Origin of the sequence: Flavobacterium sp. LHD-80, from assembly GCF_030929605.1 — a bacterium.
GTDB lineage: Bacteria > Bacteroidota > Bacteroidia > Flavobacteriales > Flavobacteriaceae > Flavobacterium.
The window spans coordinates 300,322-313,642 of record NZ_JAVFVS010000004.1 but is presented as its reverse complement, the minus strand read 5'-3'; the positions used below and the strand labels follow the sequence as shown (position 1 = coordinate 313,642).

11 protein-coding genes are annotated in these 13,321 nt (G+C 32.8%); 8 read left to right on the top strand and 3 right to left on the bottom strand.

The genetic code is table 11. The annotated features are described in order from the left end of the window. Positions 1–18 precede the first annotated feature (18 nt). Positions 19–978 carry a 3',5'-cyclic-nucleotide phosphodiesterase gene (locus RB619_RS05940; protein WP_308095342.1) on the top strand — a complete coding sequence of 320 codons (960 nt, stop codon included), beginning with the start codon at positions 19–21 and terminating at the stop codon, positions 976–978. A gap of 338 nt (positions 979–1,316) precedes the next feature. Here the strand turns inward: RB619_RS05940 and RB619_RS05935 are convergent, their stop codons facing one another. From RB619_RS05935 to RB619_RS05925, 3 genes are all read right to left on the bottom strand, one after another. Continuing rightward, positions 1,317–1,628 carry a hypothetical protein gene (locus RB619_RS05935; RefSeq protein WP_308095339.1) on the bottom strand — a complete coding sequence of 104 codons (312 nt, stop codon included), beginning with the start codon at positions 1,626–1,628 and terminating at the stop codon, positions 1,317–1,319. A 145-nt stretch (positions 1,629–1,773) separates the two neighbouring features. After that, on the bottom strand, positions 1,774–2,313 hold the full coding sequence (locus RB619_RS05930; protein WP_308095337.1) for a 3-hydroxyanthranilate 3,4-dioxygenase: 540 nt from the start codon (positions 2,311–2,313) through the stop codon (positions 1,774–1,776). A 91-nt stretch (positions 2,314–2,404) separates the two neighbouring features. Next, positions 2,405–3,502 carry an endonuclease/exonuclease/phosphatase family protein gene (locus RB619_RS05925; protein WP_308095335.1) on the bottom strand — a complete coding sequence of 366 codons (1,098 nt, stop codon included), beginning with the start codon at positions 3,500–3,502 and terminating at the stop codon, positions 2,405–2,407. A gap of 211 nt (positions 3,503–3,713) precedes the next feature. On the opposite strand from RB619_RS05925, the gene RB619_RS05920 reads away from it, so the two are divergent. The 7 genes from RB619_RS05920 to RB619_RS05890 all read left to right on the top strand — a co-directional run bounded on the left by RB619_RS05920 (position 3,714) and on the right by RB619_RS05890 (position 13,266). Continuing rightward, positions 3,714–4,613 carry an LD-carboxypeptidase gene (locus RB619_RS05920; RefSeq protein WP_308096168.1) on the top strand — a complete coding sequence of 300 codons (900 nt, stop codon included), beginning with the start codon at positions 3,714–3,716 and terminating at the stop codon, positions 4,611–4,613. 175 nt (positions 4,614–4,788) lie between these two features. Continuing rightward, a complete protein-coding gene (locus RB619_RS05915; RefSeq protein ID WP_133523535.1) occupies positions 4,789–5,160 on the top strand; it encodes a YraN family protein in 372 nt (123 codons plus the stop codon). Positions 5,161–5,279: 119 nt separating this feature from the next. Next, a complete protein-coding gene (locus tag RB619_RS05910; RefSeq protein WP_008466087.1) occupies positions 5,280–5,936 on the top strand; it encodes a hypothetical protein in 657 nt (218 codons plus the stop codon). 397 nt (positions 5,937–6,333) lie between these two features. Then, positions 6,334–6,897 (top strand): RNA polymerase sigma-70 factor, encoded by a 564-nt coding sequence (locus RB619_RS05905; protein WP_308095330.1) that lies wholly within the window; start codon positions 6,334–6,336, stop codon positions 6,895–6,897. Between the two features lie 268 nt (positions 6,898–7,165). Then, entirely contained in the window at positions 7,166–8,350 is a 1,185-nt protein-coding gene (locus RB619_RS05900) for a FecR domain-containing protein (RefSeq protein WP_308095327.1), read from the top strand. Positions 8,351–8,541: 191 nt separating this feature from the next. Continuing rightward, complete coding sequence (locus RB619_RS05895) at positions 8,542–11,763, top strand: TonB-dependent receptor (protein ID WP_308095325.1); 3,222 nt, start codon at positions 8,542–8,544, stop codon at positions 11,761–11,763. Between the two features lie 9 nt (positions 11,764–11,772). Further along, a complete protein-coding gene (locus tag RB619_RS05890; RefSeq protein WP_308095322.1) occupies positions 11,773–13,266 on the top strand; it encodes a RagB/SusD family nutrient uptake outer membrane protein in 1,494 nt (497 codons plus the stop codon). Positions 13,267–13,321: the final 55 nt, after the last annotated feature.

Sequence of the window (13,321 nt, the reverse complement as noted above, 5' to 3'; positions counted from 1 at the left end):
CTTCTAAATATTTCTAATATGACCAATTTAAGTCGCCTTTTACTTTGTTTTGTATTAATTTCCTTTAACGCATTTTCTCAAAAAGAACAGAAGCCATCTTTTCAAGTTGTTCCGCTAGGAATAAAAGGGGGAATTGACGAAAAAAATCTATCAGCTTATTTACTAGCTCCAACTAATACTAAAGATTTTATTTGTTTGGATGCTGGGACAGTAAATACTGGAATCGAAAAAGCTATTGAAAATAAGGTTTTCAAAGTTTCAACAAGTGAAGTTTTACGAAAATACATTAAAGGATATTTAATTTCGCATGCCCATTTAGATCACGTTTCAGGATTAATAATTAACTCTCCTGCCGATTCTTCTAAAACGGTTTATGCTACTGAAAAATGTATGGAAATGATGGAAAACCATTATTTCAACGATCAAACTTGGGCAAATTTTGGAGATAAAGGAGTAGGTTTTCCATTAAAAAAATATCATTTTCAAACTTTGAATTTAGGTGAAGAAACTCCTATTTCAAACACAAAAATGACGGTTAAAGCTTTTCCTTTAAGCCATGTCAATCCGTTTGAAAGCACTGCCTTTCTAGTTAAAAGTGAAGATTCTTATGTTTTATATTTAGGTGACACTGGCTCCGATTCTGTTGAAAAAAGCGATAAATTGAAAGCTTTATGGACTGCTATTGCGCCGTTGGTTCAAAGCAAACAATTGAAAGGGATTTTTATTGAAGTTTCTTTCCCTAATGAACAACCAGACAAATTTTTATTTGGTCATTTGACTCCAAATCATTTAATGACTGAACTTCACATTTTAGAAGATTTAGCTGGAAAAGGTTCTTTGAACAACTTCAAAATTATTATTACGCATTTGAAACCGCCTGCTAAAAATATTGCTAAAATTAAGGAACAGTTAAAAAATCAGAATGATTTAGGCTTGAAGATTATTTATCCTGAACAAGGGAAAAAGTTTGAGTTATAGATATTATTTTGTAAGTTATTTTTTATATTTTAGCCGAATAAATTTTTAAAAATGAAAATTGTTTGGTCTTCACAATCTAATTATACATTTAATTCCACACGAAATTATTTAATACATTATCGCACTATTGAAATAGCTGAAAAATTTGTAAATGAGGCACTTATTACTATTGACTTAATTTCAAAAAATCCGCATTTAGGAAAATTTAGAGATGATTTAACTTGTAACGAAATATTGGTATGGAAACATATATCACTTTATTATATAATCAATGATAATTTTATCCATTTAATTAGGTTCTATGATAATCGCCAAAGGCCTCTGACAATTTTAACTCTTTAAATTATTTTTTTTCTTTTTAACTCAAGCAACATTTCTTCATGGGTTATAAAATTCCCTTCTTCATATTCTCTTTTTGCCTGTTCAATATCAGCTTTTAATTCTAGTCTAAAATTTTCTTCTGGAGAAAGTATTTTTGCTATTGAAAGCATTTCGTCTGCGGAAAAAGTTTGAGTTTTTAACTTACGATAAAATGTTGGGCTTGGAATACCTATTTGCTCAATAATATAGCTTTTTTTAAATGGAGACTTATTCATTAAATCTTCAATATCATTAACGATATTTTTATAAGCAATAATTTCCTGTATCATAATTGAATTGTTTTTATATCATTTATGATACAAATATACATCAAAAACAACACAAAATATATTATTTGAATGAAAATTCATAAAAAAACCCGACAAGCTTTAAAAAACCTGTCGGGTTTGATATTTGTACTCCGACTCAATAATATTATTTCTTAGCTGTGAATCTAGGATCAGTTTCCATTACAGTTCCGCATTTATCACAAGTTCTCAATTCTTCTGAATTGTAAAAATGCTCGAAATGAGGAAGAAAGTCTTTCTCTATATTATGCAATTCAAAATACACTTCGTAAAGTTTATGATTGCAATTGTCACAATGCCAAAGCAGTCCATCAGTATAGCCTTTTCCAGCACGTTTACGCTCAATAACCAATCCGATTGAACCTTCGGAACGAACAGGAGAATGCGGAATTTTAGCAGGATGCAAATACATATCTCCGGCTTTTAATTCCATTTCCTTGCGCTCGCCATCTTCCTGAATTACAACTTTTATACTTCCTTCTAATTGATAAAAAAGCTCTTCGGTTTCGTTATAATGATAATCTTTTCGTGCGTTTGGTCCGGCGACAATCATTACAATATAATCACCTGAATCAACATATAGATTTTTATTTCCAACTGGCGGTTTTAGTAAGTGTCGGTTATCTTCAATCCATTTTGTTAGATTGAATGGTTTTGTTATAGCCATTTTTATTAGATTTTATGAAAAGCTAAGGTAACGAAAAGTTTTCAGTCGCAGTCTCAGTATTCAACTGAAAACTGAGACTGAAAACTGCGACTCATTTTAATTCGCGTATTAAATAAATATAAACTGGAAAATGATCGCTAAATCCAGCTTCTGTCAATGAATTTCGCAACGGATATCCTTTGTACTTTCCTGAAGCCTGAATTAAATATGGCTTGTTAAAAATCCCTGCTTTCCAAAATTCATAACTTGCAAAATCGGGTTCAATAAAAGATTTCGTCAATATAATTTGGTCAAAAATATCCCAGGAATCACGGAAAGCGAGAGTCCCCATTCCTCTTCCTGCCATTTCTTCAAATGGATTATAAACGCCAAATTCAGGAACTTCAGCCTTTTTTGCTTTTGCTCCCAATGCCATTTTTACGCTTTTATTAAAAGGTCCGTCGTTTAGATCTCCCATAGTTATAACTTTCGCATCTGGGTTTATTTGCTGTAAGGAATCAATTATTTTTCGGTTTAATTTTCCAGCCGCTTCACGGTACGGACTGCTGGCTTTTTCCCCTCCAGATCTCGAAGGCCAGTGATTAACGATAATGTGAATTTCTTCATCGTCCAAAAAACCCGTTACCAAAAGCTGATCTCTCGTAAAAACTCGGTTTTTAATATCAATTTTGACTTCGACATCTCCTAAATCTTCATTGTTATTTTCCTGAAGAACAGATTTATTTTTATAAATTAATAATGGAATATTAGAAAAAGAAGTCGGTCTGAAATATTTTTTTTGATACAAAAGCGCTACGTCAATTCCACGCTGATCAGGTGAATCAAAATGGATAATTCCGTAATCATATCCGGCGATTTTTTCTTGTTTTATTAAATCTTCCAGAACGCCTCTGTTTTCAATTTCAGAACAGCCAATTAAAGTTGGTGCAGTCGAATTTTCAGGAGTTCCAATTTCAGAAAGAACTCGGGAAAGATTTTTCAGTTTTTGCTCATACTTTTCTTTTGTCCAATGCTGTGCTCCTGTGGGAGTCCATTCATCATCATTTGTATTTGGGTCATCAATAATGTCAAAAAGATTTTCGAAGTTGTAAAAAGCAACAGTATGAATAGCATACTTTTTAGATTGAGCGTTTAGAATATAAATTCCAAAAAAAGCAACCAAACAAAAATGAAATTTAATAATTTGCATAACTTTAAAAATTAAATGCCCAAATTAAACAAATTGTAAGAAAATTCAATACTTTTATTGCTATGAATACTTAAATTTGTTTCTGACTAATATTAAACAGCAAAAGAAAACCATGAGCAACCTCTTTACTATCAAGAAACGTTTTACCTTTTGTAAAATCGCATTTCTTACTTTTGCTTTACAAACATTCAACTGTCAATCTCAACAAATCATGATTACACCGCCTTATTTACAAAAAGGAGATACTGTAGCTCTTTTAGCAACTGCTAGAAAAAATATCGATGACAACTTAAAACCAACTATTGATTTACTACACAGTTGGGGATTAGAAGCTGTAGTTGGAAGCACTATTGGGCTTGACTATCATCAGCTGGCTGGAACAGATGAACAGCGCGCTGTCGATTTTCAAAAACAATTAGACAATCCTAATATCAAAGCTGTTTGGTGTGTTAAAGGCGGATACGGAACTGTAAGAATGTTAGATTTATTAGATTTTACCAAATTCAAACAGCATCCAAAATGGATCATTGGATTTAGTGATGTTACCGTTTTGCATAATCATTTAAACACAATGGGCTATAAATCAATTCATGGTATTATGCCAATTACAGTTGCGCGTGCGACTCCTGCGGCGGTTAGTTCTATGAAATCGAGTTTGTTTGGCGAACCTATTTCCTACTCTATTGGTCCTGATAAAATGAACCGTTTCGGTAAAGCAACTGGTGAATTAGTTGGCGGAAATCTTTCTATTTTATATAGTTTGTTAGGTTCTCCTTCGGCAATTGACTGTAAAGACAAAATCTTGTTTATTGAAGATTTAGATGAATATCTGTATCATATTGATCGTATGATGATGAATTTAAGACGTAATGGTTGTATTGAAAACCTAAAAGGAATCATTATTGGTGGCATGACTAAAATGAAGGATAATGAAGTGCCTTGGGGTAAAAATGCACTAGAAATCATTGATGATGTTACTAAAAAATACAACATTCCGGTTATTTTTAATTTTCCTGCAGGACACATTCAAGATAATCGTGCTTTAATTATGGGAAACACAATTTCTATTGATGTGAATGCATCTGGAAGTATCGTTACTTTTCAAAAATAAATGTCCATTTTCCTTGAAGTAAGGAAATAATACCACATAAAAATCTCGCAAAGACGCGAAGTCGCAAAGTAGAATAAAACTTTGCGACTTCGCGTCTTTGCGTGCAAAAAACTTGATCCCGTCCCGAAATTTCGGGATCGGGAGAAACCTGAAACTTGATACTTGAAACAAAACTATGGCAGAACATAATGAACTAGGAAAAAAAGGAGAAGAACTGGCGGTAGAATTTCTTCAACAAAACGACTATAAAATTTTAGATCGAAACTGGACTTTTCAAAAAGCCGAAATAGATATTATTGCACAAAAAGATTCCATTCTAGCCATCGTTGAAGTTAAGACAAGATCGAGTTTAGATTTTGGTTCTCCACAAGATTTTGTCAAGCAAAAAAAGATTCAGCTACTGATTAAAGCAGTAAATGCCTACATAAACGATAGGGAAAAGGATTTTAATGATGATCTAAATATTCGTTTTGACATAATTGCGATTCATAAAACCGAGGAAACATTTGCTATTGAGCATATTACTGATGCTTTTTATCATTTTTAACATATTTTTTTATTGTTATAATTGTAACATTTTGTTTTTTTATTTATCTTTGTCAAGATTTATAACATCAAATTAACTAAACCAACACAATTAAGTTACAAAAAAAAAGAAAAAAAATTATGAAAACCGTTTCATCAATCGTCGAAAATTACATTAAAACAAAACCATTTTTATTGAATGCATTATCGCTCGGGATTATCAACCTAACTTCTCTTTCTCGGAACATTATGACCGAGCTGGAAAGTGAGTTTGGAAAAGAGGTAAAACAAGGTGCTGTTGTAATGTCTCTTAAAAGGCTGACTGAAGAATTAGATTTCAAATTAAACCACAAAATCAATAAAGTAATCAAGAATATTGGTGAAATTACGGTTCGTTCTGAATTGACAGATTACACTTTTGCAGCATCTGAAACTGTTTTAAACAAACAAGCCGATTTGATTTCTGACATTAATGCTTTATCTGATATTTTTTATACCTCATCTCGTGGCGTGAATGAAACAAATATTGTAGTGAGCAGCAGCGTTAATCATTTGGTTGAAAAACACTTTATGCGTGAAAAACTAATTCAGAAACTAGATAATTTAGCTTCAATTACTGTAAAACTTCCTAAAGAAAATATTGTAGTTCCAGGTATTTATTATTTCATTTTCCAACGTTTAGCTTGGGAAGGAATTATTATAAATGAAGTAATTTCGACTTCAAATGAATTTACAATTTTAGTTGGAGAAGATCAAGTTGATGTTGCTTTTAAAGTAATCAAAGACCTGAAAAACTAATGAAATAAAATTTAATTTTTAAATCTTATTAATATTCAATTTCTACAAATCCTTCTGAGTTTTTTAATTAAAACACAGAAGGATTTTTTCATTTTTATGAATTGAAAAATCTTCAATTCATTTATATCAAAATAAGAATATTCTCAAAAAGAGAAATTCACAATAGTTAATTTTTAATATTTCTGCCAAAAAGTTATTAACTTGATAAAAAGCATTTTACCTCTTTATTTATTGACATTTAAACGATGCACAATTTGAAAAAAAAGAAATAAGTGTAATTTTTGACTTTTTTATGCGAATAATATTTTTATATATTTGCTAACCACTCAACACATTAGAGTATCTATTTTGATAGTATCGTAATATAATTAGATTTAAATACAAACTAATTAATTTAATGTTGGAAGCCAAAGATCATAGCGACAAATTATTGGTAAGCGAACTTAAAAATGGCAGCGAAAAAGCATTTCGTGCTCTTTTTGATTTGTATTACCAAGATATCTATGGCTACAGCATAAGTCTTTTAAAGTCGAAGGAAGCTGCCGAAGAAAATGTTCAGGATGTTTTTATGAAAGTTTGGCTGCATCACCAAAACCTAAATTTGGACCAGTCGTTTAAAGCTTTCATTTTTACAATTGCGAGAAATCAGGCTTTCAATACACTAAATAAGGCCGCAAATGATAAGGTTTTAAAAGAAGCTGTTTTTTATGAGAGTCAGAAATCTCATGAATATGGCGATTATTCGATTCGCGAAGAAGATTGCAAAAAACTTCGCAAACAAGCTATAAAACAATTACCCCCCAAGCGAAAGCAAATTTTTAAAATGTCCAGAAAGAAAGGCATGAGTTACGAAGAAATAAGTCAGGAACTCGGCATCTCTATAAGCACTGTCAAGAACCAAATGAGCAAAGCACTGGAATCCATGCGAGTCTTTTTTCAAGTTCATGATGAGATTATCTAAACCAAAAAACCATAAACCATTAAAATCACTCTTTCGGAGTGATTTTTTTTTGTATTTAACCGTAAATTCAAAACTTACACCAATCTTGTCATTTCGATTTTTGAAAAAAAATCAAAAAAAATTAGCTAAAAAATCTCAACAAAATCAGTACTTCCCGTGTTTTTCATTTTACAAAACTGTTAAAATTTAAAAATTTACAACGTTTGAGTAGTACTCAACTTTCATTGAGCTGTATTATATCAGAACCCCGACTTAAAAACAATTCGTAATGAATTCAAATTCTGAAATAAAAGGCCTTTTACAAAAGTTTGTTTTGAACCAATGTACACTCGACGAAACAAACGAGGTGATCGCCTATTATAAAAAAAATCAGCTTACAGATGATTTTCCAACGGTAGAAGATGTTCAAAATCTTTTGGATGAAATGCCAAAAATGGACAAACAAACTGCTGATGATATTTTCATGAATATTTTATCTACTTCGAAAGAAGAAAAAGAGGAATCTGTAATTGAAATGCCAGCAAGAAAATCGAATTATAGAAAATACATTTCGATTGCGGCTTCGGTTGTTGTTTTATTAGGAATTGGCTTTTTCTACAAGCAAAGCCTTTCAACTAAATCAGCTGAAAAAGAATTCGACTTCAAAAGCAATGACATTGTACTGCAATTAGAAAATGGTGACATTCAGGTAATTTCTGAAAAAAACTCATCAATTGTAAAAGATGCTAACGGAAATATTGTTGGAAATCAGAACGGAGATAAATTAGTTTACGAAAACAGTTCAGATCCTGAAAAATTAGTTTACAATACAATCAAAATTCCGTATGGCAAAAAATTCCGCCTTCAATTATCTGACGGAACATTTGTTCACTTAAACTCGGGAACAACTTTAAAATATCCTATAAAATTTATTGCCGGCGAAAACAGACAAGTATTTCTTGATGGAGAAGCTTTTTTTGAAGTTGCCAAAGACAAAAAACATCCGTTTATCGTAAACGCTGACAATTTAAATGTTCGAGTTTTAGGAACGCATTTCAACGTTTCAAATTATCCAGAAGATGCTTTAACCGATGTTGTTTTAGTTGAAGGTTCAGTAGGAATGTACAATTCAAATGAAGAATTTGATGCCCTTAAAAACACCATTTTGAAACCAGGATTTAAAGGAAGCTTCAATAAAGAAAATGCTAAAATTTCGACTAAACCTGTAATCACAGATATCTATACTTCGTGGATAAATGGCGGTTTGACGTTTAGAAATATGGCTTTCAAAAACATTATTACAAAACTGGAAAGACGCTATAATGTTACAATTGTAAACAAAAATGAAAAACTAGCCAACGAAAAATTCAATGCTAGCTTTAAAGAAGAATCTATTGAAAATGTTATGAGCTACTTCAATGATATTCACGGCATTAATTACACCATAAAAAACAATCAAATACTAATTAAATAACCACTAAAACCAACGAAAAACTTATGAGGAACTAAATTACGGGAATAAAAAAATCGGAAAGAGCTGCGAACAATTTCCGATTAACTAAGTGATTGAATATAACGAATTAACTACAATCAATTAACAAAATTATGAAAAAAAAATCAAAGAATACTGGGTTTTTATACCGAGTGTTCCAAAATGACCTAAAATTGAAACTAACTACACTACTTATTTTGGTCGCCATGTTCAATATCAGAGCAAATACTTATGCCCAAAAGACAAAAGTAACGCTGGAATTAAACAATTCAACAATCGAGAAGGTTATTGAGACCATAGAACAAAAAACAGATTTCAGATTTATTTACAAACTGAATGATATCGATCTAGATCGAACAATTTCAATAAATGTAAAAGATCAATCGATTTATGTTGTTCTAGATAAGCTATTTAAAGGAACTCCAACCGAATTTAAAATTCGTGATACCCAGATTATCTTAAAAAAGCCGGAGCTTAAAACACAAATTATTGAATTTCAAAAACAAACCGTTTCAGGAATTGTCACCGACGAAAAAGGGATTCCGCTTCCGGGTGCTTCTGTAAATGAAGAAGGAACAAAAAACGGAGTTGCTACTGATTTTGACGGAAAATTTTCGATTACTGTTGCAAGTAATCAATCTGTAATTGTGGTGTCATTTGTTGGTTACAAAGACAAAAAAGTAACGGCAAACCAAAGTTCAATTACTGTTCAGCTTGAACCAGATGCAACAAATCTGCAGGAAGTTGTTTTAATTGGATATGGTTCTTTATCTAAAAAAGATGTAACAGGTGCGGTTTCATCAATAACTTCTAAAGACATGAATCAGGGGGCAATTGTAAATCCATTGCAATTAATTTCTGGTAAAGCTGCGGGTGTAAACATCAATCAAATTGGTAGCGAACCAGGTTCAGGGCCAAGTGTTCGTATTCGTGGAATTTCGTCATTACTTGGAGGAAATGATCCTTTGGTTGTTGTTGATGGTATACAAGGAGGTTTGGATTTATTAAACCAAATTCCACCAACAGAAATCGAAAATATTGACATCTTGAAAGATGCATCAGCTACTGCTATTTATGGTTCAAGAGGTGCTGCTGGTGTACTTATTGTTACCACAAAAAAAAGTAAAGCAGGAAGAACTACTATCGAGTATATCGGGAATGCTTCAATCGATTTTATTCCGAAAAAATTGGATATGCTAGACTCAAATCAGTGGTGGGAAGCTGCTCAAAAAGTAGGTGTTCCAGCTTCTGCAAATCATGGTTCAGATACAGATTGGTATGGAATTTTAACTAAAACTGGTGTAACTCAAAATCATACTTTAGCATTTGGTGGCGGTGCAGAAAACTTTAATTACAGAGGGTCTATCAGTGCTATTTTGCAAGATGGAGTCGTAATTAACTCAAACAATAAAAAATATATTGCTCGTGTTCAAGCAACTCAAACTGGACTTGATGGAAAATTAAAATTGACTTACAACTTAAACAACGGAACGAGTTATACAGATAGCAGTATTCAAAGTATTGGTCGTGTAAACACGGTTTCAAACTTAATTACAAATGCATATTTAATGCGTCCAACAGATCCTGTTTTTAATACTGATGGAAGTTATTTTACTGATCCTGCAATCTTTCAATATTTAAATCCTTATGCAGCTGCAGAAACGGTTACAAATGAAGGTCAATATGACAACTTATTTGCAAGTTTAAAAGCTGATTTAGATTTATATGACGGATTAACGGCAAGCTGGTTTGGAAGCTGGAGAAAAACAAATAATACAATTGGTTTTTACATGCCGGCAGAATCAACATCTTCTAAAGCTATTGATGAAAAAGGTTTTGCTAACATTAAAAATGACAGACAAAACGAAAGATTAATGGATATTAGTCTTAACTATAAAAAGACTTTTGGAGCGCACTCGATAAATGTTTTAGCATTGTACGAATGGCAAAAACAAGTTTATCAAGGAGATTATGCACAAGTTCGCGGTTTCATTAGTGACATGACAACTTACAATAATCTTGAATTGGGAGACATGTCTAAAGTACTTCCTGGAGACATGAAATCATACAAAAACGACAGGACTTTAGTTTCTTTCTTAAATCGTATCAACTACTCTTACATGGATCGCTATATGTTGACAGCAAGTCTTAGAAAAGATGGTTCATCTGTATTTGGAACTAATAACAAATGGGGTTACTTCCCGTCTGCATCTGTTGCTTGGCAAATTACGAAAGAAAATTTCATGTCACAACAAACGCTGTTTAGCGACTTAAAATTACGTGTTGGATACGGAGAAACGGGTAATCAGCAAGGACTTAACCCACAAGGTTCATTGTTATTAGTTGGAGGATCAGGAACTACTTATTTTGGAGGTTCACAAATTACCAATTTCAACACTACACAAAATGCCAATCCTGATTTGAAATGGGAAACTAAAAAACAAACCAACATTGGTCTTGATTTCGCCCTATTAGATAGCAGATTGAGAGGAACAATCGATGTATATACTTCTACAACTGACGATTTATTATTTGATTATACTGTACCTCAGCCTCCTTATCCTTATGATAAAATTAAAGCAAACGTAGGAAGCATTAGAAACAAAGGTTTAGAAGTTGCTTTGGGCTATGACGTAATCAAAAACGAAAACACTACGCTGACTTTAGCCGGAAACGTTTCTTTAATGAAAAACGAAGTACTTAATTTAAGTGGAAGCATCAACGGAGTTCCTTTAAATACAGATTATGTGGCTTGGGGGGCAAGTGGTTCAAATTCTTACTTGATAAAAGGACAACCAGTTGGAACTTACAATATTTTACATCACACTGGCGTAGATGCTGCAGGTATTGAAACTGTTGAAGATCGTGATGGAAACGGTATTATTGATCAAGGTGACAGAAGTCCAGATAGAGTTATTAGAGGATCTGCTTTACCAAAATATACTTATGCATTTAACCCAACATTTGTTCACAAAAATTTTGATGCTTCAATGTTATGGAGAGGTTCTGGAGGAAACAAAATCTACAATCAAGTGCGTGCTAACATTAGCCGACTTGAAAACATTGGTAAGTCAAACATTTTAGCAAGTGCTGTAGAAGAAGGAATTTATTCTTCTCCATATGCCTCTGACATGTATTTAGAAGATGGTTCTTTTTTACGTTTAGAGAATGTTACTGCTGGATATAATTTTCGTTTCAAAGATGTTAAATACATCGAATCTGTTAGATTATCGCTTACCGGAAACAATCTTTTACTTATTACCGACTATTCTGGTATAGACCCAGAGGTAACCTTAAGCGGAAGTGGAAAACCTGAAGATAATTTTGCGTCAGATAAAGGAATTTATCCTCGTACAAGAAGTGTCGCTATAGGTTTAAATGTAAAATTTAAATAGTAAAAAGAAATGAAAATCAAAAATATAGTATTATTAGGAACCTTAACTTTCCTATCTCTTGTTGGCTGCACCAATGTCGATGAGAATGTTTACGACAAATATCCAGCAGAAGACTTTTACGGAAGCCCAGAAGGTGCTGATGTTGCACTTGCAAGTGTTTACGCACAAGTTGGCGGAAACTGGAATGGTGTAGGTTATGCTGGAGCAGATAACGGTTGGTATGATTTAAACTGTATGTCTGCAGATGAGCAGGTTATTCCGCATAGAAATACAGGTGACTGGCAATTGGATTTTGCTCGTGTTTATACACATAAATGGTTGCCAACAGATTTAATGGTAAACAATACTTGGAACTGGCTTTACAAATCTATTTTTAATGCCAATCTTGCGGTTTCTCAATTAGAAACTGCAAAAGCTGATGCTTCAAAGATTGCCGAAGCTAAAGTTTTGCGTGCCTTTTTCTATTATTTATTAATGGATGATTATGGAAGCGTTCCTTTCTACACAGACAATAATACTACAGTAGACAAAATTCCGCAGGCTAGCCGTAAACAAGTATATGATTTTATTGTAAAAGAATTGACTGAAAATGTTGACTTGCTTTCTGGAGAAAAAGGAGGGAACTATTACGGAAGATTCAATAAATGGGCAGGTTACACTTTATTAGCAAAAGTATATTTGAATGCTCAAGTTTACACTGGCGAAGCAAAATGGAATGAATGTTTAGCTGCTTGTAACAAAGTAAACGAAGGCGGATTTAGCTTGCATCCAGCAAATTCAAATGCTGCAAGCGCACTTGGAAATACGTATTATGATTTATTTGGAGACGTACTTCCTACTGATGAAACAATCCTATCTATCTACACTACTGTAGATATTGTTTCTCGTAACATTTTTACAGTTCGTAGTTTATTTGGTCCACATTGTCAGGCTTTATTTGGCTACAGCGGATGGAATGGGACTATTGTTCCTAAAGATTTTTATCTAAAATATGCTGACAGTGATATTCGTAAAAAGCAGTTCTTAGTTGGTGAACAGCCAGGAGGAACTAACTACACACTTGACATCAGTTCTTTGGATAATCCTGGTGCTGGTGCTCAGGAAGGTGTTCGTAATGTGAAATTCTACCCTGTAACGCCAAGAAACGGTGGAGGTGCATCAAACGATTTTCCTATTTACAGATACGCAGACGTGCTTTTAATGATTGCTGAATGTAATGTTCGCTTAAATAATGCTGGAGCTGCAAAACCTTTTGTAGATCAGGTAAGAACTCGTGCGGGTGTTGCAGCTTTAGCAGGAAATCCAACTCTTGACGATATTTATACGGAAAGAGGTCTAGAATTGAACTGGGAAGGTCACAGAAGACAAGATATGATTCGTTTTGACAAATTTTTACAGCCAAAACAATTCAAAGAAACTTCAGAAGCTTATAGAAAAATATATCCTATACCAACTTCTGCTTTGAATGCAAATCCAAGTCTGAAACAAAATCCAGGTTATTAAAAAGATAATGATTATGAAATCGTCATTGCTATAAATCAAAAATGACGGTTTCGTA

Bases quoted from the DNA above. Each gene is read 5' to 3' on its own strand.
- RB619_RS05940 (WP_308095342.1), top strand. From the start codon at position 19: ATGACCAATTTAAGTCGCCTTTTACTTTGTTTTGTATTAATTTCCTTT.
- RB619_RS05935 (WP_308095339.1), bottom strand. From the start codon at position 1,628: ATGATACAGGAAATTATTGCTTATAAAAATATCGTTAATGATATTGAA.
- RB619_RS05930 (WP_308095337.1), bottom strand. From the start codon at position 2,313: ATGGCTATAACAAAACCATTCAATCTAACAAAATGGATTGAAGATAAC.
- RB619_RS05925 (WP_308095335.1), bottom strand. From the start codon at position 3,502: ATGCAAATTATTAAATTTCATTTTTGTTTGGTTGCTTTTTTTGGAATT.
- RB619_RS05920 (WP_308096168.1), top strand. From the start codon at position 3,714: ATGATTACACCGCCTTATTTACAAAAAGGAGATACTGTAGCTCTTTTA.
- RB619_RS05915 (WP_133523535.1), top strand. From the start codon at position 4,789: ATGGCAGAACATAATGAACTAGGAAAAAAAGGAGAAGAACTGGCGGTA.
- RB619_RS05910 (WP_008466087.1), top strand. From the start codon at position 5,280: ATGAAAACCGTTTCATCAATCGTCGAAAATTACATTAAAACAAAACCA.
- RB619_RS05905 (WP_308095330.1), top strand. From the start codon at position 6,334: ATGTTGGAAGCCAAAGATCATAGCGACAAATTATTGGTAAGCGAACTT.
- RB619_RS05900 (WP_308095327.1), top strand. From the start codon at position 7,166: ATGAATTCAAATTCTGAAATAAAAGGCCTTTTACAAAAGTTTGTTTTG.
- RB619_RS05890 (WP_308095322.1), top strand. From the start codon at position 11,773: ATGAAAATCAAAAATATAGTATTATTAGGAACCTTAACTTTCCTATCT.